This is a genomic window from Sorangium sp. So ce176 (genome assembly GCF_051519835.1).
Taxonomy (GTDB): Bacteria; Myxococcota_A; Polyangia; order Polyangiales; family Polyangiaceae; genus Sorangium; species Sorangium cellulosum_G.
Map to the genome: position 1 here is coordinate 7355509 of NZ_CP150371.1, position 21709 is coordinate 7377217.

Genomic DNA, 21709 nt, shown 5'->3' on the forward strand with positions numbered 1-21709 from the left:
TATGGCAATCTCACGGCGCGACGACGGTCGCCCATCCGGTGCCCGGCATCGAGAACTGCAGCTTCTGCTCTCCCAACGGACGCATTAGAGCGGTTTTCAGCCGGAATTGGTACACCGTCCTTCGTCTTGACGACGGAGGACGAAAGACGTCTGCATCAAACCCAAGCGAAGAAGGAGCTCGAAACCTACCTCGGCTGCGGGCTAGCGTCGCGCGCTACGCCGTCACGAGCGCCCCCGCGAAGCACGCCGACGCCATCGCCATGGTCGCGATCGGCGGCCGCGGGAACACGCGCACCGCGATGACGCAGGCCGGCCGGCTGTGGGGTAGGCGGATCGACAGCCGGGCGGACCGCAGGTCCCCGCCATGACAGGAGGGGCGTTGCGCGCTGGCCGCTGGGCTGCCCGGGAGCGATCGCCTTCGGGCTCCCGGGGCAGCCAGGTTATCCGCCAGACGCGATCCTGTCAGGGGGACAGGTGGGCGAGGAAGGTATCGAGAGCGAAGGTGTCGTCGCCCTGGTTCGGCAGCCATCCTCCGCCGAAGTCCACAGAGCCATCGAACGCTCCCAGGAGCACCGTGTTGTCCGAGCTGTCCACCGCGACGGCGGTCCCCCCCTGCCATCCCCAGGTGCCGTAGCTTGCGCTGTCGACGTACCCTCCGGTCGTATCCCACTGCGCGAAGAAGGCGTCATCGCCGCCGGTAGGGGTAAACATCCCCCCGCCGAAATTGACGCTGTTCGAGAAGCTCCCGGTGAGCAGCACGTCGTCGGCGCTGTTGAGCGCGAGGCCGTGATACCACGTCTTGGCATTGCCGAAGTGCATGCTCCAGAGGTCGGTACCACCGTCGTCGAATTTGGCGACGTAGGTAGAGATGGTTCCCAGGTTGGTTAGCGTGGATGTGTTGCTACCGAAATCGACGGATCCTTTGAAGTAGCCGCTCACGATGATGTCCCCGGAGGAGTCGATGGCGACGTGATTGCCCCACGTCTCGCCGGCTCCAAAGGAGCTGCTCCAGAGCTCGTTTCCGCTGCTGTCGTACTTGGCGACCAGCGCATCGTACTGAGCGCCGCTGGTGTTGCTGGTCAGCGGGCCGCCACCGAAGTCCACGGTGGATTTGAACGCGCCCGTGATCGCGATGCTGTCATCGCTGGGATCCACGGCGATGCCGTTGCCGTAGACGCCGTTGCTGGGGTTCGAGCTCTCGAAGAACCTGGCGAAGAGGGGGACCCCCGAGCTGTTGAACTTCGCGAGGACCCCGCCGCACCCTCCTGAGATCGAGTTGGAATCGCTGCCAATCGTGAGGTCGTCGTAATATCGGCCGATGACGAGCACGTTGTCCGAGGAGTCCACCGCGATCTCCTGGCCCGCCGCATAGGCCCCATCACCGAAGCTGCTGCTCCAGAGATGGGTGCCTGAAGAGTCGAATTTCGCGACGAACATGCTGCTGCCCAGGCTGCTGCTGTTCGTCACCGTCCCGCCGCCGAAGTCGGTGTCATCGTACATCAACCCCGTGATGATCACGTTGTCCGAGCTGTCCACGGCGACACCGAAGATGTCCAGGGAGTCGATGCTCTTGCTCCAGAGGTGGATGCCCGCGCTGCTGAACGCCGCCACGAAGCCGGCGGTGAAGGCGCTCGTGGTGAGCGTGCTGCCGCCGAAGTTCACCGAGACGCCGTAATACCCAGCGATGATGACGTTGCCGGATCCGTCGACCGCGACCTGCTGGGGCTCCTGATAGCTGAAGGGCTCGCGGAACGACGCGCTCCAGTTATGGGAGAGGGCTTGCGCGGAGGACGCGACGGGCTCCAGAGATGCGTCGACGTCGCCTCCGGAGGGCGCGTCGCACGCGGTGATCGCGGAGAGCAGAGATAACAGGAGGGTGCCGACGGGGAGCTTGATCTTGTGCATGCGGATAACTTCCTTCTCTCGCGGCGCAAAGGCGCTGGTATTCTCTTCTATGAATCAACGTGTCGAGATGGCGGGCCAAGGCAAGGCAAGCGAGCGATGCGGCATGCTCGCGCGCGAAGGCCGGGACGGCGCCGTTGCCAGGCGGCCACCGCTGCCGGCCACGCCTCGATGGGCGGCGCGCGGGCACCGTAGGCCAGCGCGTCGCCGTCGCCGTGTTGCAGACGGCATGCCACCGTGTCAGCACGATGCCAGGGGAGTTCCAAGGGGGGCCGCGCGGAGCGCGGAGCGGCGTTCCTCCCTTCGGCCGCGCGGCTCCAGCGAGGCCGGCGTCAGGGGGCACAAACGCGTGGACGCTGGTGTGTCACTCGCCTGCCGGGGCCCGCGTGCCAGCGTGCCAGGTGCCAGGTGCCAGGTGCCAGGTGCCAGGTGCCAGCGTGGGCTGCGCGCAGGGGGCGCCGAAGGGCGGTCGAACTGCCCCCGCCGCGCCGAGCGAGGGCGTCGAAGGATTTCCCCGTCGCTGGTACGAGCGGCGCGGAGCGACCCGACCCAGGTCGAGGGAGCCGCCGCCCAGGAAGGTCTTGCCGATCGACGCGTGGGTGCGCTACGCGCACCCCACGCACAGCGGAAGCCCAGGTCATCGGGCGCCGCCAGGACGGGAGCCCCCGATGTCTGAGCCGATGAAGAATGTCACGACTGTTCGGTGCTCATGTGGACGCGTCGAGCTCGAAGCCACAGGGGCTCCTATCCTCAGCGCCGCCTGCTACTGCGACGATTGCCAGGAAGGCGCCCGTCAGATCGAAGCGCTCCCGAACGCGCCCCCCGTTCGAGATCCCGACGGCGGGACCGCCTACGTCCTTTACCGGAAGGATCGCTTCAACTGCTCGAAGGGAGCCCAGCTCTTGCAGGGCTACAAGATCAGGGAGAAATCGCCCACGAACCGAGTCGTCGCCACCTGCTGCAGCTCAGCCCTGTTTCTCCGCTTCGACAGCGGGCCGCACTGGGTTACGGTGTACCGAGGGCGCGTCGAGGGAGATGCCCCGCCCTTGCAGATGCGTATCTACACGAAGTTCAAGCCGGAGAACAGCGACATCCCGGACGACGTGCCCAGTTACTCGACCTTCCCCCTCAGGTTCGTGGCGAAGCTCGTCGCTGCCAAGATCGCGATGCTGCTCCGTCGATGAGCTGCGGCGCGGTGCCGACCGGTCGATCGACAGGGAGCTGCTCCGCGGCTTCGATCAACTCAAATGCTTGGCAGTTGAGCGGATAGGACAAGCAAACGCGTTCCGCAAAGTCAAGATTCTCGGAGCCGTTCCTGACTCGTGCAGTCCGACGGTACGAGCTCATTGACAGAACGGGCCTTATGTGACCAGGCAGGTCTTCCACGCCTGAGACGCCTGGGATTACCGCGACGTAGCACCAAGCGGAAGGCATCTTACCGTATAGCTGTACCCTACTGGCTGCGGCCGTGTGGCGCGAAGGGATAGGGCCTGCGGGACGGACCTGTGCTGGCACGGGGGGGTCTGCTAAGTCTCACTGTGAATGAAGCGACGGACAGCCGAGCTCAGCGCCGAGGATTTGCAAGCGCTCGCGCGCTCCCCCAGCGAAGGTCCGCGCGTCAAGGCGGCGCTGCACCCGCACACGCCGCTCGCGACGCTCCTCTCACTCGCCACCGACCAGGCCATTGGCGTTCGTCGCGCCCTCGCCCGCCGCATGGGCGCTCCTCGCGAGGTCCTCGCGCAACTCGCGCATGACCCCACGCGCGCCGTGCGGTGCGCTGTCGCCGCCCATCCAGGCTGTGACGAGTCGCTCCGCCGCCTGCTCTGGACCGACAGCGACGGGAACGTGCGCGCGGTCGCACAACACGCCGCAGCGATTCCGCATCACTTTGCCGAAGACCTCGCGAGAATCGTACGCAACGAGTCGGTGCCCGCTTCAGTGCTCGCCGAGTTCGCCGAGCTCGGAGGCCAGGCACGCCGTGCCGTCGCTTCGCATCGCGAGTGTCCGCGCGGCTGGCTCGAGCGCTTCCGTCACGACGCCGACGCAGCCGTGCGGCTCGTCGCCGAGACGCGCATGGGTCTATCACTCGACACACTGCGTGCCTTCGCGCGACACCGATCGTCTTCTTATCGCGCCACCGCCGCCGCGTCGCTGCCGTGGGACGACGCGAGGATGCCCGAGCTGCTCGCTGATCGGAATGAACGCGTCTTGCTCGCGCTCTTGCGACGGCCGGACTTCCCCGCCGCGTTTTACGCCCAGATCACAGACAATCCGCCACCCGCCGTGCGTCTCGTGCTCGCGACCCACGACGCGCTCGATTCCGCGCATTTGCAGCGCTTGCTGCGCGACCCGCGCGGCCCCACCCTCTAGGTTTGCTGCGCTACACTTCCTCGCGCTGCGATCCGGCTTCTTTTACCTACGCGCCGTGCCCGGGTGGAACCCGAAGCCGTGGGTCTACGTCACGAGCGGGCCGGACACCACGACCAACACGGCGTACACGTATAGAGTCCGACAACAAGAGCGTGCTGGGCATGCGCATCTGCACCACCGGCGCCTTCTACGGTCGCAGCGACTGCGGGCGCGTCACCCAGCTCGGGGTCACGGCCACGTACGGCGGCGTGACCGTGCGCAACCTGGGCCGGGGTCGTTCTGCGGGACCGGCGGCGACAGCGGCGCTCCGATGTACGCGAAGCACGTCGCCTGCGGGCTCCAGGTGGCCGGATACAGCGAGTGCGACAGCCTCTACCAGGGCATCCGGGCCGCCGAGACGGTGCTGAACGTCAACGTCCTGCACGCGCCGTAGCCGCGAGCGCGCCGCCGCCGCGCCGGATGTTCAAGCGCGATCCGGCGCCGCGAGGTGCCGCTGGACCGTGCGAAGGCTGATCCCGAGCCGGCTCGCCGCCCTCGATCGGTTTCCTCCCTCCAGCGCCAGCGCCGCGTCGAGGATCCTCCGGATGGACTCGTCCAGCGTGGCGTCGAGGGAGATCTCGACCGTGCGAGCGCCGGAGCCGTTCGCGGCGGGGGCTCCTCGCGCCGGGGCCAGCGCGCGGATCGGCGCCGGGAGGTCGCGCACCCGGACCTGCTTCCCCGCGCGGAGCAGCGTGAGCAGCTCGATGACGCTCCGCAGCTCGCGGACGTTGCCCGGCCAGTCGTACCGGCGCAGGGCGGCCATCGCCGCCCTCGTCATCCGGGCCGGCGGCGTCCCGTGCTTGGCGGCGAGCTGCTGGAGGAACAGGCGCACGAGCGGCACGAGATCGGCCTGCCGCTCGCGGAGCGGCGGCACATCGAGCGTGACGCCCTGGATGCGATAATAGAGATCGGCCCGGAAGCGCCCTGCCTTCACCTCCTCTTCCAGCGGTCGCAGCGTCGCGCAGACGATACGGGCGTTGACCGAGAGCTTCTCGGTCCCGCCCACGCGCATGAACCGCCGGTTCTCCAGGAAGCGCAGCAGCTTTGCCTGCATCGATATCGGCATCTCCCCGATCTCGTCGAGGAAGAGCGTGCCGCCGTCCGACGCCTCGATCTTCCCGCGGGTCCTCTCGACCGCTCCGGTGAACGCGCCCCGCTCGTGACCGAACAGCTCGCTCTCGAAGAGCGCCTCCGGCACGGCGGCGCAGTTGATCGGGATGAAGGGACCCGACCGCCGCAGCGAGAGATCATGGACCCGGCGGGCGAGCACCTCCTTGCCGGTCCCGCTCTCCCCGACGAGCGAGATCCCCACCTCCCTCGGGGCGACCACCCGGAGAACGCGACCCAGCTCTCGCATCGCCTTCGAGCGCATCACCGGTTCGATTACCACGTCGATATGTCGCAATCTGCGAGGCATACCGTTATATTGTACGACATTTTGTCGTAAAGCCATCATCGACCCGATATTCGTCGCGGTCGTGCGGTCGCGGCGCGGCAGAACGCGGAGGTCTTCGCGTGGCACAGATGTTGCCCTGTCGGTGCGGCGGTGCGGCGGGCCGGCCGCCGGGAGCGGTGAAGGAGCAGTGCGGGAGCACGTCGCCGCGCGCTCCACCGTGGCGCCGGCCGGCCGAGGAGGGTGTGGAACCGATGGTGCGAACGACGAAGGCGGCAATGAACGCCGCGGCGCGGAGACGGCGGGGCGATCCGCGCGGCGTGGTCATCGTCTCCGACCACGCGGAGACGCTGGACGGGCTGCAGGGCTACCTCCAGCGCGCCGGCGTGACGGCGCACGTGACGCGCCACCTCCGGGCAGCCGCGCTCGACGGCGCCGACGTCGCTGCCGTCGTGCTCTTCCCGGACGACTACCCGCTGGCGGAGGTCGAGGCCGCGGTGGCGCGCCTCCTGCGCGAGCGTCCTTCCGTGCTGCCCGTCCTCGTGACCCGGAATCCGCGACAGTTCGAGACGCTCGTGAGCGCGGCGGGCGCGCGCGATGTCCCCGTGATCATCCCGAAGCCCGCCTGGGGATGGACGATCCTCGATCTCATCCGCGCGCGGGTGGAGGTGTGACGATGTCTCCCAGGTTCGAGCGAATCGACCCGGCTGCCGCCGGGCAGGGCCAGGGCGGCGAAGCGCCCCGGCCGCCCGCCTCGCCGCCTTCTCCGGCGCGGCGCCTCATCCCGGTGGCGACGGCCCTGCGGCGCAGCTTCGCCAGGGGGTACGGCCTCGCCGAGCTCCAGGCGGACCTCCTGGCCGGCACCGTCGTCGGCGTCGTCGCGCTCCCCCTCTCGATGGCGCTCGCCATCGCGGTGGGAGCGCCCCCCCAGCACGGGCTCTACACGGCGATCGTGGCCGGCGCGCTGGTGGCCCTGCTGGGGGGCTGCAAGTTCCAGGTCACCGGCCCGACGGCGGCCTTCGTGGTGATCCTCGCGCCGATCGTGACGAAGCACGGGCTCTCCGGGCTGATGACCGCGGGCCTGATGGCGGGCGTGATGCTCGTGATCATGGGGCTCGCGCGGCTCGGCCAGCTCATCCAGTACATCCCGCACCCGGTGACGACGGGCTTCACCGCCGGCATCGCCACCGTGATCGCGACGCTCCAGGTGAAGGACATCCTCGGCCTCTCGACAGGGGCGCTCCCGGAGCACTTCACGGACAAGGTCGCCGCCCTGTGGGCGGCCCGCGGGACGGCCAGCCTCTTCGAGCTCGGCGTCGCCGCGTCGACGCTCGCGCTGCTCCTGCTCGTCCCGCGGATCGTCAAGAAGGTGCCCGCGCCCCTCATCGCCATCTCCGTCGTTTCGCTCGCCGGCATGGTGATCGCCGAGGTCTACCCGGTGTTCTCCGTGGCCACGATCGGCAGCCGCTTCCGCACGACCATCGACGGCGTGGAGGTCGCCGGGATCCCGTCGATCCTGCCGGTCCCGTCGCTCCCGTGGGGGGACGGGCTCTCCTACGAGCTCGTGAGGGACCTGCTCCCCTCCGCCTTCGCCATCGCCATGCTCGGCGCCATCGAGTCGCTGCTGTCGGCGGTCATCGCCGACGGCATGACGGGGACCAAGCACGATCCGGATGCGGAGCTCGTCGGGCTCGGCGTCGGGAACATCGTCGCGCCGCTCTTCGGCGGCATCGCGGCGACGGGCGCGCTGGCGCGCACGGCGACGAACATCCGGGCAGGCGCGCGCTCTCCGATCGCCTCCGTGACGCACGCCCTCGTCATCCTGCTGTCGATCCTCTTCCTCGCCCCGCTCGTGGCCTACGTCCCGATGGCGTCGCTGGCGGCGCTGCTGCTGCTCGTCGCCTGGAACATGTCGGAGCTCCACCACGTCGTCCGCATCGTGAGGCTCGCGCCGAAGAGCGACGTCTTCGTGCTCCTTTCCTGCTACGGGCTCACCGTGATCCTCGACATGGTCGTCGCGGTCTCGGCCGGCGTGGTCCTCGCCGCCATCCTCTTCATGCGCCGGATGGCGGAGCTGACGGGGAGCCGGACGGTGCTGGACTCGAGCGAGGACTCCGACGCGATCCAGCTCCCGAAGCGGGTCGCGCTGTACGAGGTCAACGGCCCGCTGTTCTTCGGCGCCGCCCAGAAGGCGATGGATGCGCTGCACTCCATCCGCGGGGATAGCTACGAGGTCATGGTCCTGCACCTCGGCAAGGTCCCGGTCATCGACAGCACGGGGTTCGTCGCGCTGGAGAACGCGCTCGACGGGCTCGCGCGGCGCCACAAGACGGTGATCCTGGCCGGGCCGCTGCCCAGGCCTCGCGAGATCTTCGACAGGGCGCGCCTCCACGAGGAGAAGCCCTATCGCGTTCACGTCGCGGAGGACCTGGACGCGGCGATCCGCCTCGCCGGCGAGCTCGTGCGGGCCTGACGCGACCGCCGCCGCAATCAGCGTGACCGCACGCGGATCACGCGGCGGGTGGCGGCGGGATCGAGGGCTGCTCGCCCTCGAGTCGCCGGCGCACGTACCCGAGGTGCAGGTAGAGCTGGTAGAGATCCGCCGTGGCCCTGAGCGGGACCGACAGCGCCGCGAGGTTGTCCTCGAGCTGCCGGAGCGTCGCGATCAGCGCCGCGCGCCGCGCCGGATCGACCGGGCGCGAGAGCTCCCGCTGCGCGCGGCGCAAGATCTCGTAGTGGCGGTAGATGCGCGCGCTGATCCGCCAGTTGTACAGCGGCTGCGCGATCTTGAAGATGGAGAAGATCACCGTCGCCAGGGGCAGCAGCATGACCTTGAGCCGGCTCACCATCGACGCCGGCCAGAACGGCAGGACGCGCCGCAGGAACGAAGGCCCCTCCTCTTGGTAACGCCGCGCCTCGGGGTGGAGCGGCGCCTCCACGAAGCGCGTGGACGGGAACTCGCCTGGCGCGTCGAGGAGGTTGCCCGGCGCGTGCGCGGCGCGCGCCGCCTCGATCAGGAGCGGGATCAGCGCGGGGTGGAGCGTCGCGTTGGCGACCAGCGCGGCGGGCGGGGCGAGCAAGGTGCTCGGCGCGGGCGGGATGTTGCGGTCGAGGTCGAGCAACCCCTCGCTGAGAGGTACGCTGGAAAGATAGGGATACCGGCGCACGTAGCTCTCGTGCCGGCGCAGGCTCATGAGGTGCACGCCCTCGGCGCGGAGCAGCTCCTGCACCTGCGCGGAGCCGGGGCCGACGATGAAGAGCGCGGCGTCGATGCGGCCAGCCAGCAGCGCCTCGGCGGCCTCCTGATCGGGCAAGCCCTCGAAGGGCGCGCCGGCTGCGGCCTGCGCGTCGGCGGTGACGCCGCTGTCCGCGAGCAGCCGCTCCACGACCTCTCGGGTGCCACTGCCCTCGGGGCCGATGGAGAGGCGCATGCTCGCGAGATCGGTGAGGCGATCGTGGGCCCCGTCGCCGCGGTGGAAGACCCAGAGCGGCTCGCGGTAGACGCTGGCGAGGCTGCTCAGGCGATCGCTGGCCTCGGGCGGCATGACGCCGCCCTGCACGAAGGCGAGGGAGACCCCGCTCGCCGGATCGAGCAGGAGCGCCACGTTCTCGGCCGAGCCCGCCGTCTCGCGGATCTCGACGGTGATGCCGACCCCGGCCAGGTACGCGCGGTACTGCTCGGCAAAGGCGTGGTAGCGGCCGGTGGGCTGCCCGGTGGCGATGGTCACCTGGCGGGGCGGCGGGGGCTCGACGAAGAGCAGGTAGGTCGCGACGAGGGCGACGAGGCCGAGCAGCAGGAACGGGGTCCAAACCCGCAGGAGCTCCCTGCGGTACCCCTCGACGATCTCGCGGCGGCGGACGAGCTTGAACATGAGCGGCTCGCCTGGACCCGTCCGCCGCGACGCGGACCCGCGCCCACCTCGGGGGCGCGGACCGCCGGCGCGACCGGGGGTGCCAGGGAGCGCATGATGGCCCGACGGGCATCGCCCGGACAACCCCGTTGCTCCACGCCGCCCCACCGCGCCGCCTCGCCGCGCCCGCGCGGGGACGCAAGGGACCGGATCCTCGCGCGCCCTGGTCGCAGTGAACGGGCAGCGTCGCCTGCGGACGCCACGTGTCTGTGATGCCCTCTCCCCTCAAGCGCCCAGCTCGAAGCGCTGCATCGCCACCAGCGCGACGCAATCGGGCGCGCGCGAACCGGACACGATCTGGCGGATCTCGTGAAAATACCGCACGTGCAACGCGCGCAGCCGCTCGAGGTCGCTGCGCGCGACGCTGATCAGGTTGTACGAATACAGGCCCGGATCGCCGCGGCTCTGCCGGCGCGCGGCGACGTCGAGCCAGTGTGTCTTCAACCGTTGTCGCGGCTCGGCGGCGCCCCGCGTCATATCGACGGTCTCGGACGTGGCGGCGTAGCGCCCCTTGCGCCATCGGACGAGGCCCCCGCGACAGGGCCTCGAGGCACGCGCGCACCTCGTCGTCCGGGAGCCGGAGGCGAGCGGCGACCCAGGCGTCGTCATGGCAGGGGAGTGCCGCGTAGCTCGCGAGCTCGAGGACGCGCAGGACGGCGTGGGACCAGGGCATCTCCGTCGCTATCCGGCGGCGCTCCTCGAGCGCGCGGAAGTCGCGCGCCACCGAGGGCAGCTGGCCCGGGTGGACGAAGAGGGCGAGGAAATCGAGCAGCCGGTCGGTCGTCGCGTCGACGATGGCCAGCACGTCGGGGAGCCGGGGCTCGGGACGCGCCCGCCATGAAGCGCGACACCTGAAACGCGCTGCGCCCGATACGGGAGCCGATCTCGGCGTTGCTCAGCCCCCCCCTTGACGATCTGAAAGACGCCGCGCGCCGATCAGCTTGAAACACCCAGGAATGAAGAGATTTGAACCACAGAGGCACAGAGGGCACAGAGGAGGAAGAAAAAAAAATAAATTATCTTTCTTTTCTCTTCCTCTGTGCCCTCTGTGCCTCTGTGGTTCGTTTTCTCGGGGTTTCAACCCGTTTGTCGCTCTAGGTCGATCGCTTCATCCTCTGTCAATTCGACTGCTCCATCGTTGCAATGGTGTACACTCCATGGCCATACCCGCCGACAATGACGGCACCGATGGCACCGTCGCAGGCGCGGCCTCGATCGCCTCGATCGCCTCGCTCGCGCCGCCCGCAGCAGCCAGGCATTCCTCCGCGTCGTCGCCGAGCGCGGCGACAACATCGGCAGCGCTATCGCCCGGCTCCTGCAGCTGCTCGAAGCCGTCGGCGCCGCCGAGCTCGAAGAGGCGCTCGTCGAGGAGCTCGAGCGCGACACCATCCACGTCGGCGCCGTCCGCCAGGTGATCGACCGCCGCCGCTCCGAGCGCCACCTGCCGCCTCCGGTCTCGATCCCCGTCACGCGCGGCCAGCACGCCGCCCTCGTCGTCACGCCCCATTCCCTCGCCACCGAATTGGCTTCCAGCTATGTGATGAGCGGACCTCGACACCAGGCAGCGCGGCCGACAGACGTCACGTCCATGCCGATCGCCCGGGCAATGCTGACATAAACGTCGTTGTGATTGCGCCCGCCGGCGTCGAGCAGGCGCCCGGTCGTCCAAGCACCTCCACAGCTGCCGGCAACCACGAAAGGTGCGTGTTGGGGCGGGTGGTCGGTCTCGGCGAAGTTCTGGGCTGAGCCAAGCTGGCTGCTGCCGTTCTGGGTGCAAAGAACCGCTGCGGTGTTGTCGAGCAGCGAGAACTCACCGTCGGAGAGGCTCTTCAGCTTCTCGACGAAATAGCGGAACTCTCCCGCGAAATAGGCCTGGAGCCGGGTGATCTGTCGTCCCGGATCGCCGTCCGGATCGCCGTGTGAGACGGAGTGCCAGGCTGAGATATCGATGTCGCCGAACTTGATGGCTTCGTTGTTCTCGCCGCCGCCCCACATCATGGATGCCACGCGAGTGATGTTGCAGGCGAAGGCCATCGCCATGATGTCGAGATACAGCCGGCTGTGCTCCGGCATGTCGTTCATCATGGTGTTCTTGCTGAGCAGCGGCGACGCGATCTCCTTGCACGAGCTCTCTCTGGGGATGCTGCCGCCGACATCGCGTTCGAGCGTGCGCAGCGACTCGAGGTAGAAGTCCATCTTGACGGCTTCCTCCGGCCCGAGCCGCCCGCGAAAGGACCCGACATCGTCCTTGATGAAGTCGAGCACGCTCTGACGGCGGAGCAGCGCCTGCTCGGCGGAGCTCGGCGTGTTCATGGTCGTGCCGCCCCCGCTGATGCGGTCCGCGATGCGCTGATACGCAGCCAGCGGGTTTGTCACGCTGGGGATGAACCTGCCATCGACCTGAGACAGCCCGGGGATGACGCCGCCGTCGCCGGATGTCTGCCCGACCGCGATCTCCAGCGATGCCAGCGGCGCCGTGCCCTTGAGGAACCTGGCGAACTCCTGATCGATGCTGGTCGGCGCGCCGAGGCCGAACACCGAAAACGAAGCCGAGCGGTGCGCGTTACCGGGGTCGCGTACGAGCGTCAGGTTCTTGAACACCAGGATGTCGTCGCGCACCGCCTCGAGTGGCGCCATGTGCGGCTTGAGCACGAAGTTCCTCTCGCCTCCGGTCGGCTCCGATTGATACTGAGAGCCATTCGCGTAGCCGAACATGGCGACGCGCGTGATTCGCGGAACGGTTTGGGCGTAGAGGTTGTCGATGAGCCCAGAACAGAAGATCGTTCCGTAGCCGAGGCCACGAAGCATCGCACGCCGGGAAAATTTCACGTTGCGCATGGCTAACTCCTAGTTTCTCCGGTCGATGAAGCTCGGTGACTCGATCACGCTCAGCACCAGCTGATCGATCGCGTGCTGTGAGCGCGCAAATTCGTCCACGAGGCGCTCCTTCTCGCAGGCGTCGAGCTCCGTCAAGTCGTACCCTGAAGCGTAGGCGGCGAACTGCTGGACGAAGCAGCCGTAGACATCCGGCTTTTGCGCCAGCTCGTCCACCAGCTCCACGAAGTTGGAAAACGCCATTCCGGGGAGCGCGTTCTCCTCGCTCGGCAGCGGCAGACTGCCGCTCGCATCGATCACCTGCCCCTGATCCATCGTTCTGTAGCGACCGATGGCATCGTAGCTCTCGAGGGCAAACCCGATGCCATCGAACAGGTTGTGACAGACGGCGCAGCCCGGGCTCGCATGAATGCCGAGTCTCTGCCGACCCGTGGCACCCGGCTCGGCAAATTGGCCAGCGTTCGGGATACCGGCGGGCGGCAGCGGCACGCGGTGGCACAGGACCTCTGCGCGGACGTAGGCGCCGCGCCCGACGAGGCTCGTATCCTGGCTGTGCGCGTGGCCCCAGAGAAACGGTACCGAGGTGAAGATGCCTCGGCGCTCCGTCGGATTGAGCTCGCGACGCACCATGGCGTCGCCGGTCACCCCGCTCAAACCGTAGAGCGGGGCGGTGCGCTCGTTCACGAACGCGTACGTGCCCGAGAACAGCGAGTCGAAGCGACGATCCGCTCCCGCGTCGAACAGCACGCTGTTCGTGAACAGGCGCAACTCTTCTTGCAAATCGGCGGCGAGCTCGGGCGTCGCCATCGGGAAGAGGCTGGCGTCTTTCACCGACTTCGAGAGATTCTCGAGCTCCAGCCACTGCTCGAAGAAGTGGTTCATGGCCGGCGCGGCCTTGTCGCGCGCCTCGAACAGGCGCTGGGCCTGGGCCAAGATCACCGTACGGTCGCGCAGCTTGCCTTGATCTGCGAGCGCGGTGAGCTCAGCGTCCGGCGCGCTGTCCCAGAGCATGTACGAGAGCGCCGAAGCGATCTCGTGATCCGTCAGCGGTGTCACCGCTCCGGTATCCTTCACCGTGCCGAGCTCGGTGCGGTGCAGGCTGTTCGGCGACATGAGCAGCGCCTGCACGACGCTCTTGACGCCGCCGGCAGGACCTTCGCCCTGCGCGGCGGTCTTGGCGAAGAGCGCGCTGAAGGAGGTGATTTCAGCCGCCGAGAGCGGGCGGCGCCACAGCTTTCGCCCCGTTTGGGCGACGAAGCCGTCCAGGCAACTGCCAGGCGCCAAGCTGGCGACGTCGCAAGCGATCCCGAACTTGTCGGGGTTCTGCAGCGCGTGCGCCCCGAGCTCTTCGCCGAGCGCGAAATAGACCTCCGCGAGGAGCGGCGCGACGCGCAGGTTCGAGGCCTGGTTGGCGAAGCCGTCGAGCCTGGCCTCGTTCGGCAAGCTCGACAGCGCTGCCGGCTGGATGTCGAACTCGTCGCGCAAGGTGTTGGCGAGCTGGGAGTTGGTCAACCGCCAGATGCGCGGTTTGGCCAGCGCAGGGGTGGCGCCACACTCGGCCGCCGGCGCCGCCTCGGCCTCGGGTCCCCCGCCATCGGGTCCCAGGACGCCCGTGCACCCGGTGGCCACGGCGACCGCGAGCGGCGCAAGGCGAAACGAGCGGCTTATGAGTGAACGCAGTACACCGGTTCGTTTTACGATAGGCATGGAACGCTCTTGCTGGGGTGAAATCTTGGACGAAGCTGGGTGAGGCTGAAAATTTGGACGCGATCCGAACGTCGAGCTTCTCGTGGTGGCGTCTCCGTTTGTTGCCACGAATGACCGCATCCGTGTCGAAATCGGCAGCGCTCCAGAGGTTCGGCGCGGGTAGCCGGACCGCCGTGCGATCGCGTCTTGCCCTGAGGTGGACGCGAGCGTCCGAGGTCAGTCACGATCTGCTCGAGATCTGTCGAGAGGCCGTGAAGACCGCTCACTGAAGTGTTCTGCGCCGGGGGTGGATGCGGCGGGCTCGACCGGTCAGCTCACCGGATGAGCCATCGAGCTCTTGCCTGGCCGCGCCATCTCCATGTCGTTCCCCGACCCCGGGGCGCGAGCAGGACTCCCATGAAGAACTGCCAGGCGCTCCACATCACGAGCGCCGCGCCGCTCGGCGTGAGCGTGGTCGCCCCACCGCTGGTCGTTCGATGGGCGCCGGCGCTCCCCGCTCTTGCCCGGGGCGGGGTGCTCCACCTTCCCGGGGCCGGCGCTGGATCCGACGAGCCGCATCCCACCAGGCTCAATCCAACGAGGGCGACGGTTTTTGAGGCATATGAACGCACGGCAGCCTCGACGAGGTTGGTTGTATACGGCTGAAGGCTAGATGAACCGGTGCGCGTGCGGGTCGCAGGTGAGGCCTCGCGCTCAGGGCGCGGTGTGGCGCGAGCGATGCCCCCGCGATCGCGACGCTGCACGCGTGCTCGACGACCGAACGAACATACCCGGTGCCGACATCGATCCCGACCCCGGGGACGAAGCGCCGGCGCGCACGACGGCTTGTCCAGGGCAAAACAAAAGAACACCCCGAGAGGGCATTGTGAACGTTAACATTTTAGGTGTCAACCAGAGATCGAGCGGCGCGCGGGCCTCCTGGATCCCAGGGTGGGGCGCGGCGCCCGTGTGAGCTCTCCGATGCGCTCGGCTCGTACCACGGCCCGGCGAGATGGCGGGCCGGCGGGCCGGCGGGCCTGCAGGTGCGATACGTCGGCCTGCATCGGGCTCAAGAAAGCGAACGGCATCACTGCGCTTGCCCACGAAGGCGGCCATGGTCGACGGCCTGACCATGAACAGCAATTGGTGCACCACGGCACAGGAGCTCACGATGACCACGAGATCTCGCCTGCCGGGCACCTCTGATCAGGGCGCACACGCACCTGCCACGCAGGTTCCGAATCTCCGTTTGGCGGACCCGCTCGGACGGAGTTCTCCGGGCCAGTGCTGGCCTCAGCCCGTCGGGTACGGCCGGCGCTGCCAGGAGAGCGCGCGCCCGGCGCGAGGAGCGGAGAGCGGGATAGCAGAGAGAGGCGCCTCAGAAGGCGGCGTCGCGGAGCTTCGCCTTGTACTCCGCCTTGTACAGATCGTGGCAGGCCTTGCAGCTCGCCTTGGCGCCGTCGATGTCGCCCTTCTTGGCCTTTTCCGCGCCATCCTTCGAGATTGCAACCCACTTGGGCATCCCGGGCGGCGGCTTCGACGCCACGTATTCCAGCGCCGACGCGATCTTCGCGCCGTCGCCGCTCGTGGTCGCCGACTGCATCACCGTCTTCATCCAGCCCTGCATCGGACAGGCCTTCTGTCCTTTTCCACCGCAGCCAAAATCCTTTCCCTCGGCAACAGAACCGGGGACATCCGCCGTCCCGCTCGCGGCCCACGCTGCGCCCGCAAAGCCGATGCCGACGCTCACCAACACCGCACTCATCAGCTTCATGCTCATCGGCATCCGACGTCTCCTGCCATGTAAGGAGCAAGCTCGGCCAGGCCATCGCAGCTCGGAGGAACAGATTGTGAACGTTCACATTTTTGGCGTCAACCAGAATTAACCGACGCGCGGCTATCCTCGATCCCGATGGGCGCGCAGCGGCGGCCAGCCGCGGCGCCGACCGTCGATGCGCTGCTCGGCTTCGAGCGCGTCGGGCGGGCCGGCGATCAACGCGGTCTGGCGTCCGCCGATGTTGACGCGGCGCGCAGGAGGAGCCCCGCCAGCCTTGCCCTCCCTCAGGCTCGGGGGTACCCCGCGGGCCCAGGGCCGGCGGGACGGTCGAGGTTACCGTTCGCCTGAAACTCAGCGACGGAAAGCTGAACTCCTGTGCTCCGAAAATCTCTACGTGGAGAGAGCATGCGGAAGACGATTTTGTCATTCGATGAGCCTCGTCGATAGACAAACATCCGCCTCTCAGAATCGCTACGATCCATCCGCTGCCGGTCCCGTGCGTCCTGCGAGCTTGTCGGTAGGACCGGCCGGCTTCGCTGCTGTCCACATCCGGCGAAAGCGGTCTCCGTGATCTGAAGCCGCACGGACAGGGGTGGCGATGAGCAGGCAGGCATGGAAGGCGCCCGCCCGCCTGCTCATGGGTTGGGCTTCGGCGGCGGCAGGTGTAGGTCTCATCGCACCTGGCCGCTGTGACCACGGCCGTGGGGCAGGGTCGGCCTCGGAGCCGCCATCCTACGGGCCCGGCCGCGCCCCTTTCGGTCTGCTGCGCTACACTTCTTCGCGCTGCGTTCCGGCTTCTTTTGCCGACGACGACGTTGTCGAGATCGCCGACCATGGGCGCGCTCCTGGCGTGGTTCGTGTGGAGCCACGCCGTGCCAGAGCCCACTGGCGCGCTCGTCACCTCGATGCGCCCGCCGTGCGCCTCGGCGATGCGGCGCGCCTTCTGTCACCTGAGGTGAGCGTGGCGATTCGCCCTTGATATCCGCGAATCGCTTTGCTTTTCCTTCCCCCCGCAGCCTGCGGGGCCCAGCATGGGCTGGACCACCATGCGTCAATCGGCCGGGTAGCCCCGCCACATCCAGCGCAGCGTGTCGGGGAGTGTCTGTCGGATCACCTTCCCGTCGCAGTGGCTGGCGCCCTTCGAGTAGACGAAGCGGTAATGATACCCCTTCTCCTTGAGGATCGCCGCCACGCGCTGGTTCGCCATCACCCAGTTGTGGTGGCTCGCTTCATCTCTGGTGCTGCCGAGGTCGTTGTCGCCGACCTGCAGGAAGATGCGCAGCGGCTTGCGCGGGCTGTCCCGGATGAGCCCCTCCGTGTACTCCCAGGCGCCGTCGGGATACTCGGCCTCGGTGGGCGCGCGGGGGTTCTGCTGGTCGACGAACGTGCCGGAGTAGGTGACGATCTTGCGGTAGGTGTCGTCGCCGAACCAGCCCATGGTCAGCGCCGCCGCCCCGCCCGAGCTGCATCCGTACGTGGCGCGGCCGTCCGGATCGCTGGTGAACTTCAGGTTGGGGTACGCGGCGCGGACGGCCTGGTCGTTCTTGACCGCCTCGAGGAGCTCCGTATCGACGAACCTCTGATAGGCGTCCGACATGGTGTCGTATTCTAGCCCCCGCTCGCTGCCGTACGAGTCGCCCCCTCCGCTCGCGGCGAAGATGGCGATGACGCTCGGGAAACGGTTGTTCGGGTCCGCGACGAAGTTGTTGATCGTGTTGATGATCTCGTTCCTGTCGCGCGCGTCCTGGACGACCATGAACGGCGCCTCCTCGCCGTCGACGTACGTCGCGGGGATCGCGACCTCCACGCGGCGGTTGAAATCTCCTTTGGCGTTGTCGTTCAAGGTTGGATCGTGGCCGGTGAAGATTTCGCTCTCCCGGGACGACAGGGAAAACGTGAACGTCCGCCCCTGGGGAACGCCGTCGATCCTCTTGATCTCCGAAGCGTCCTGGTAGTCAGGCCCGATCTCGAAATCGCCGTCGCCTTCGGTGCCGACCGGATCGATCGTCCCGCCCTGTCCTCCCCCGCCGTTCGGGCCCGGGTCGTCCGTGCCGCCCGTGCCCGAGGTGCTGCCGCTGCTGGTCGAAGAGCTGCTGCTGCTCGAAGAGCTGCTGCTGCTCGAAGAGCTGCTGTTTCCTTTTCCTCCGCTGCCGCCCGAGCCGTCGGCGGCGTCGTTGTCGGACCCGCAAGCAGCGATTGAAAGCGCGACAAGGAGCGAGATGCTGCATGTGATCGAGCGGGTCATGGATCCTCCTGGGATTCAGTAGCGGATCGCCCTCGGACCGGCTCACCACGAGAGCGAATCGTGCCGGAGCGAAGTTTTTCTGTCGCAGCGTGAGCCTGCTGCTCGCCGCGACGCGGCATACCTCCCAGCCGCGACGCGGCATGATCCGACGCATCGTCCTGGCCGAGAGACAGGAGACCCTCGCCATGATCGACTCGAGCTCCTGTCCGATGAGCGGCTTGAGCGGCGGCGAGAGCGTCACGCCCAGAAGTTCGGCCACCTCGCGGGTGCTCATCTCCACCACCGTCCGCCGCTGACGTTACCGCTAGGATCACGGAACATCTCGCGCGAGCTGGGGCGGTCCGTAAAATCATCAACCGGCGCTCAGCGAAGCCTGCGTCCCACTGTTTGAGGCCGCGTGCCCGGACGGGCCGGCAGAGGACGCCCTCGCCGCGTGCATCGACGAGGCGCGCGCCCGAGCTGCCGATCAGCGCCCGAGCACGTCGAGGAAGCGCTCCTCGTGAAACCCGATCGAGATCCGCGTGCGCGTCCCCTGCACGGCGCGCGCACCCCATTCGCCCTTCGCTCGATAGATCTCGACCTCGGCGAGGTCGCAGACGCGCTCGTCAAGCGCACAGGCGGCCGCGACGAGATCGTGCATCGCCTTGCCGACGCCCTTGTCGTCGAGGTAGCGGTCGAGCGCGTCGATCATCATCCTCAGACCAACCCGCGACGGATTGCTCGCGATCCGGCGATTCAGCGCGTCCTGCATGGATGGGGTCCACACGACCCCGTGGCACACGTTCTTCGAGACGAACACGCGCTGGTCGATCTGCGGTGAAGCGAGCAGCGCGAGCGTCTCCCGGGGCGCGCCGCCGGGGTTGAAGCTCGGGCAGGTGAGCCGGCCGCGGAATTTCTCGAGCGGCTCGGCGACCAGGTCATCGCCCGCGAAGCCGCCCTGCTGGACCCAGCGCGCGAGCCTGAGCTCGGGAACGTCCTTGAACGCCTTGCCGATGTTCTTGGGCGCCGCCCCGACGAGCACCGTGGCGTCCGGATCGCGCAGCAGCTCGGCAAGCAGCGCGGGGCCGATCGCGACCTCGCCGACCGGGTGCTGGAGGATGCCTTCGCCGTAACACGCGTGATGGAAGCCGGAGACACGCGCCTTCTTGCCATCGCTGGTCGCCCACCAGGACGGACCGTGCAGCGCGCCGATCGGGACATCCGGCCGGCCGCAGCGATCGAGCCCCCAGCGGACCAGCTGGCACTGGTCCTGCGAGCCGGGCGTGACGAGCACGCCGAGCAGCTCGACGCCGGGGTGATCGGCGAGCCAGAGCAGCGTCATGAAGTCGTCCGGGTCCGAGGTCTCCATCTCAAAGATCATGCGCCGCATGACCGCTACTCTATCCCATCACCCGACGAGCCGCCGCTCGAAACAGACGGCTCGAGGAGCTGTATCGGCTCGGCACTCCAGCCCAGGGCACCATCACGTCGTCGTGCGTGCTCCGGGACTGCTTCCCCTGGAACAACATGAACGTCGGCAATTCCCGAGATCAACAACGCCGCGCTGGCGCTCGCGCTCCTCATCCTCTCGTCCCTCGCCGCCACCGTGGGGGCTTATCGCGTCGCAGATGAATCGCCCGCTGACGCTCGCGCCCCGAGCCCCCCCTCGGCGCGCCGCCGCGCGCGCGGAGCGCGGCCGCGCCTCAGGGGGCCCTGAAACCGCCTCCGGTCAGCTCGCTGTCCAGGTGCCGTTCAGCGCCTCGCAGATCGGCTTCGCGGCCTCCTCCGTGAACCCTTCCGCATGGTAATAGTACATCGTCATCGTCTCCCCGCCGCGGGTGACGACGCAGGTGCCCAGCACGTCGTCCGTCGAGCAGCCATCGACGAGCGTGGCCTCGAGGTCTCCGGAATCCTTGCATTGGCTTTCCTGCTCGCCGATGTCGCCGGCCTCGATCTCGGTGCAGCTATGGACCGACACACCGCTCGCGGCGGAGGACCTGAACTCGCAGGCGACCTTGCCGGCGACCTGACCCTCGCCGCCGCACCCAGCGACGAGCACGAACACGAAAGCAAGAATGTTGCGCATGGCGATTCCTCCTTGATGCGCGCTCGAGGGAGCGCGACGTGGTGAGATGTCCACCTCGCGCGAGCAGGGCGACCGGCTCCGCTCGCGCTGATCGTGGTCTGCCGGCGCTATGTTCGGCGCCGAGCGCCGGGATCACGGAATCGTCACCCCCGGCCCGAGCGCGGCGACGCCCTCGGTCGTTCTCGGGCGACCGCGACGGCCGTCGCCCAGGAGGTCCATGTCCATTGACGGCGTCCGCGCGTTCGCGGACCATGGGGGCTTCATCCAGTTGCCCGACATCAGGAAGGACCCATGAGCCATCGCCTGGATCTGCTCTCTCCGGAGCTGCGCGCGAACCCGTATCCTTATTATGCGGAGCTGCGCCGCTCCGATCCGGTGTGCCAGGTCGATCCGGGGGGGCTGTGGGCGCTCAGCCGTTATGACGACGTCGCGTTCGCCCTCAAGAACACCGACCTGTTCTCCGCGCAGGGCGGCCGGGTGGGCGTGCTCCCGCCCTGGCTCGACCGCAATCCGATGGCCGACTCGCTGCTGCTCATGGATCCGCCGGAGCACACGAAGGCCCGGGCCCTCGTGGGCCGCGCGTTCAGCACGCGCGTGATCCCGCGGATCGAGCCCGTGCTGCGCGCGGCGACCCGGGAGTTCATCGAGCGGCTGACCCCGGGGCGCGAGCTCGACTTCTACGCCGAGCTCGCGATGCCCATCCCGGCGGCGGCCATCGCGGATCTCCTCGGCCTCGACCCGGCGCTGCGCGCCCATTTCCAGCGCTGGACCGCGGACTTCGTCGCCACCGCGGCGGCCACGCCGGAGATGAGGCCGCGGATCCGCGCCACAATCGTCGAGCTCGAGGAGTACCTCCTGGAGGTCATCGCGGCGCGCCGCGCCGCGCCGCGGGACGATCTCGTGAGCGACCTCCTGGCGGCCCGGGTCGACGGCGTCGCGCTCACCGAGCCCGAGCTCGTGAGCTTCCTCTTCGTGCTGCTGGCCGCCGGCTTCGAGACGACGACCCACCTGCTCAACGCCGCGCTGGTGCTCCTCATGGATCACCCCGACGTGTACGCGCGCATCCGCGCGGACCCGGCGCTGATCCCGGCCTTCCTCGAGGAGGTGCTGCGGTTCGAGCCCCCGGGCCAGATCGCCTTGCGGCAGGCGAAGACCGATGTGGAGATCCGGGGCGTCACGGTGCCGGCGGGCGCGTTCATCGCGGCGCTCATCGGCTCGGCCAACCGCGACGAGCAGGTCTTCCCGGATCCGGATCGGTTCGATATCGACCGAGAGCGTCAGGTGGGGCTGTCGTTCGGGCACGGCGTCCACTTCTGCATCGGCGCGGCGCTCGCGCGCGCCGAGGCGAAGATCGGGATCGAGGTGCTGGCGTCCCTCCCGGGGCGCTTCGAGCGGGCGGGCGGCAGGGCGCCGGAGTGGAACGTCTCCCTGCTGCTGCGCGGGCTGAAGGAGTGCTGGGTCCGCTACGTGCTTTGAGCGGCTCCCG

At 68.3% G+C, this 21709-nt stretch carries 18 protein-coding genes; 7 read left to right on the plus strand and 11 right to left on the minus strand.

Translation table 11 applies throughout. The annotated features are described in order from the left end of the window. Window positions 1-462: 462 nt before the first annotated feature. The gene (locus WMF42_RS27520; protein ID WP_437685795.1) at window positions 463-1905 is read right to left on the minus strand and encodes a hypothetical protein; all 1443 of its coding nucleotides are present in this window, start codon (window positions 1903-1905) and stop codon (window positions 463-465) included. A gap of 665 nt (window positions 1906-2570) precedes the next feature. Between WMF42_RS27520 and WMF42_RS27525 the strand changes: the two genes are divergently transcribed. The 3 genes from WMF42_RS27525 to WMF42_RS27535 all read left to right on the plus strand — a co-directional run bounded on the left by WMF42_RS27525 (window position 2571) and on the right by WMF42_RS27535 (window position 4705). Then, entirely contained in the window at window positions 2571-3086 is a 516-nt protein-coding gene (locus tag WMF42_RS27525; RefSeq protein ID WP_061606890.1) for a GFA family protein, read from the plus strand. A gap of 358 nt (window positions 3087-3444) precedes the next feature. Next, window positions 3445-4272: a hypothetical protein gene (locus WMF42_RS27530; protein WP_437685797.1), complete on the plus strand. Its 828-nt coding sequence runs from the start codon at window positions 3445-3447 to the stop codon at window positions 4270-4272. A 310-nt stretch (window positions 4273-4582) separates the two neighbouring features. Beyond that, on the plus strand, window positions 4583-4705 hold the full coding sequence (locus WMF42_RS27535) for a hypothetical protein (RefSeq protein ID WP_267888063.1): 123 nt from the start codon (window positions 4583-4585) through the stop codon (window positions 4703-4705). Window positions 4706-4735: 30 nt separating this feature from the next. Here the strand turns inward: WMF42_RS27535 and WMF42_RS27540 are convergent, their stop codons facing one another. Then, window positions 4736-5767 carry a sigma-54 interaction domain-containing protein gene (locus WMF42_RS27540; RefSeq protein ID WP_437694360.1) on the minus strand — a complete coding sequence of 344 codons (1032 nt, stop codon included), beginning with the start codon at window positions 5765-5767 and terminating at the stop codon, window positions 4736-4738. A 191-nt stretch (window positions 5768-5958) separates the two neighbouring features. Between WMF42_RS27540 and WMF42_RS27545 the strand changes: the two genes are divergently transcribed. After that, entirely contained in the window at window positions 5959-6378 is a 420-nt protein-coding gene (locus WMF42_RS27545; protein WP_437685799.1) for a hypothetical protein, read from the plus strand. A gap of 2 nt (window positions 6379-6380) precedes the next feature. Continuing rightward, on the plus strand, window positions 6381-8177 hold the full coding sequence (gene dauA / locus WMF42_RS27550) for a C4-dicarboxylic acid transporter DauA (RefSeq protein WP_437685801.1): 1797 nt from the start codon (window positions 6381-6383) through the stop codon (window positions 8175-8177). Between the two features lie 37 nt (window positions 8178-8214). Here the strand turns inward: dauA and WMF42_RS27555 are convergent, their stop codons facing one another. The 7 genes from WMF42_RS27555 to WMF42_RS27585 all read right to left on the minus strand — a co-directional run bounded on the left by WMF42_RS27555 (window position 8215) and on the right by WMF42_RS27585 (window position 18158). Then, window positions 8215-9576: a TAXI family TRAP transporter solute-binding subunit gene (locus WMF42_RS27555; protein WP_437685803.1), complete on the minus strand. Its 1362-nt coding sequence runs from the start codon at window positions 9574-9576 to the stop codon at window positions 8215-8217. Between the two features lie 264 nt (window positions 9577-9840). Then, window positions 9841-10092, minus strand: coding sequence for a hypothetical protein (locus tag WMF42_RS27560; protein WP_437685805.1), 252 nt, complete (start codon window positions 10090-10092; stop codon window positions 9841-9843). Between the two features lie 631 nt (window positions 10093-10723). After that, window positions 10724-11122, minus strand: coding sequence for a hypothetical protein (locus WMF42_RS27565; RefSeq protein ID WP_437685807.1), 399 nt, complete (start codon window positions 11120-11122; stop codon window positions 10724-10726). A gap of 26 nt (window positions 11123-11148) precedes the next feature. Further along, entirely contained in the window at window positions 11149-12453 is a 1305-nt protein-coding gene (locus tag WMF42_RS27570) for a DUF1552 domain-containing protein (protein ID WP_437685809.1), read from the minus strand. A gap of 9 nt (window positions 12454-12462) precedes the next feature. Then, the gene (locus WMF42_RS27575) at window positions 12463-14157 is read right to left on the minus strand and encodes a DUF1592 domain-containing protein (protein WP_437685811.1); all 1695 of its coding nucleotides are present in this window, start codon (window positions 14155-14157) and stop codon (window positions 12463-12465) included. Window positions 14158-15514: 1357 nt separating this feature from the next. After that, entirely contained in the window at window positions 15515-15916 is a 402-nt protein-coding gene (locus tag WMF42_RS27580; protein WP_233561087.1) for a hypothetical protein, read from the minus strand. A gap of 1048 nt (window positions 15917-16964) precedes the next feature. Further along, window positions 16965-18158: an alpha/beta hydrolase gene (locus tag WMF42_RS27585; protein WP_437685813.1), complete on the minus strand. Its 1194-nt coding sequence runs from the start codon at window positions 18156-18158 to the stop codon at window positions 16965-16967. Window positions 18159-18247: 89 nt separating this feature from the next. On the opposite strand from WMF42_RS27585, the gene WMF42_RS27590 reads away from it, so the two are divergent. Further along, window positions 18248-18454, plus strand: a complete 207-nt coding sequence (locus WMF42_RS27590; RefSeq protein ID WP_437685815.1) for a hypothetical protein — start codon at window positions 18248-18250, stop codon at window positions 18452-18454. Window positions 18455-18624: 170 nt separating this feature from the next. On the opposite strand, the gene WMF42_RS27595 is transcribed toward WMF42_RS27590, so the two are convergent. Together WMF42_RS27595 and WMF42_RS27600 are read right to left on the minus strand one after the other, a co-directional pair. After that, the gene (locus WMF42_RS27595) at window positions 18625-19527 is read right to left on the minus strand and encodes a nucleoside hydrolase (RefSeq protein WP_061606096.1); all 903 of its coding nucleotides are present in this window, start codon (window positions 19525-19527) and stop codon (window positions 18625-18627) included. A gap of 339 nt (window positions 19528-19866) precedes the next feature. Then, a complete protein-coding gene (locus tag WMF42_RS27600; protein ID WP_437685817.1) occupies window positions 19867-20223 on the minus strand; it encodes a hypothetical protein in 357 nt (118 codons plus the stop codon). Between the two features lie 291 nt (window positions 20224-20514). Between WMF42_RS27600 and WMF42_RS27605 the strand changes: the two genes are divergently transcribed. Next, window positions 20515-21699, plus strand: a complete 1185-nt coding sequence (locus WMF42_RS27605; protein ID WP_437685819.1) for a cytochrome P450 — start codon at window positions 20515-20517, stop codon at window positions 21697-21699. The last annotated feature ends 10 nt before the right edge of the window (window positions 21700-21709 follow it).

What these genes read in the sequence shown, in the direction of transcription:
- WMF42_RS27520 (WP_437685795.1), bottom strand. Translation starts at nt 1,905, where the DNA reads ATGCACAAGATCAAGCTCCCCGTCGGCACCCTCCTGTTATCTCTGCTC.
- WMF42_RS27525 (WP_061606890.1), top strand. Translation starts at nt 2,571, where the DNA reads ATGTCTGAGCCGATGAAGAATGTCACGACTGTTCGGTGCTCATGTGGA.
- WMF42_RS27530 (WP_437685797.1), top strand. Translation starts at nt 3,445, where the DNA reads ATGAAGCGACGGACAGCCGAGCTCAGCGCCGAGGATTTGCAAGCGCTC.
- WMF42_RS27535 (WP_267888063.1), top strand. Translation starts at nt 4,583, where the DNA reads ATGTACGCGAAGCACGTCGCCTGCGGGCTCCAGGTGGCCGGATACAGC.
- WMF42_RS27540 (WP_437694360.1), bottom strand. Translation starts at nt 5,767, where the DNA reads ATGATGGCTTTACGACAAAATGTCGTACAATATAACGGTATGCCTCGC.
- WMF42_RS27545 (WP_437685799.1), top strand. Translation starts at nt 5,959, where the DNA reads ATGGTGCGAACGACGAAGGCGGCAATGAACGCCGCGGCGCGGAGACGG.
- dauA (WP_437685801.1), top strand. Translation starts at nt 6,381, where the DNA reads ATGTCTCCCAGGTTCGAGCGAATCGACCCGGCTGCCGCCGGGCAGGGC.
- WMF42_RS27555 (WP_437685803.1), bottom strand. Translation starts at nt 9,576, where the DNA reads ATGTTCAAGCTCGTCCGCCGCCGCGAGATCGTCGAGGGGTACCGCAGG.
- WMF42_RS27560 (WP_437685805.1), bottom strand. Translation starts at nt 10,092, where the DNA reads ATGACGCGGGGCGCCGCCGAGCCGCGACAACGGTTGAAGACACACTGG.
- WMF42_RS27565 (WP_437685807.1), bottom strand. Translation starts at nt 11,122, where the DNA reads ATGGGGCGTGACGACGAGGGCGGCGTGCTGGCCGCGCGTGACGGGGAT.
- WMF42_RS27570 (WP_437685809.1), bottom strand. Translation starts at nt 12,453, where the DNA reads ATGCGCAACGTGAAATTTTCCCGGCGTGCGATGCTTCGTGGCCTCGGC.
- WMF42_RS27575 (WP_437685811.1), bottom strand. Translation starts at nt 14,157, where the DNA reads ATGCCTATCGTAAAACGAACCGGTGTACTGCGTTCACTCATAAGCCGC.
- WMF42_RS27580 (WP_233561087.1), bottom strand. Translation starts at nt 15,916, where the DNA reads ATGAGCATGAAGCTGATGAGTGCGGTGTTGGTGAGCGTCGGCATCGGC.
- WMF42_RS27585 (WP_437685813.1), bottom strand. Translation starts at nt 18,158, where the DNA reads ATGACCCGCTCGATCACATGCAGCATCTCGCTCCTTGTCGCGCTTTCA.
- WMF42_RS27595 (WP_061606096.1), bottom strand. Translation starts at nt 19,527, where the DNA reads ATGCGGCGCATGATCTTTGAGATGGAGACCTCGGACCCGGACGACTTC.
- WMF42_RS27600 (WP_437685817.1), bottom strand. Translation starts at nt 20,223, where the DNA reads ATGCGCAACATTCTTGCTTTCGTGTTCGTGCTCGTCGCTGGGTGCGGC.
- WMF42_RS27605 (WP_437685819.1), top strand. Translation starts at nt 20,515, where the DNA reads ATGAGCCATCGCCTGGATCTGCTCTCTCCGGAGCTGCGCGCGAACCCG.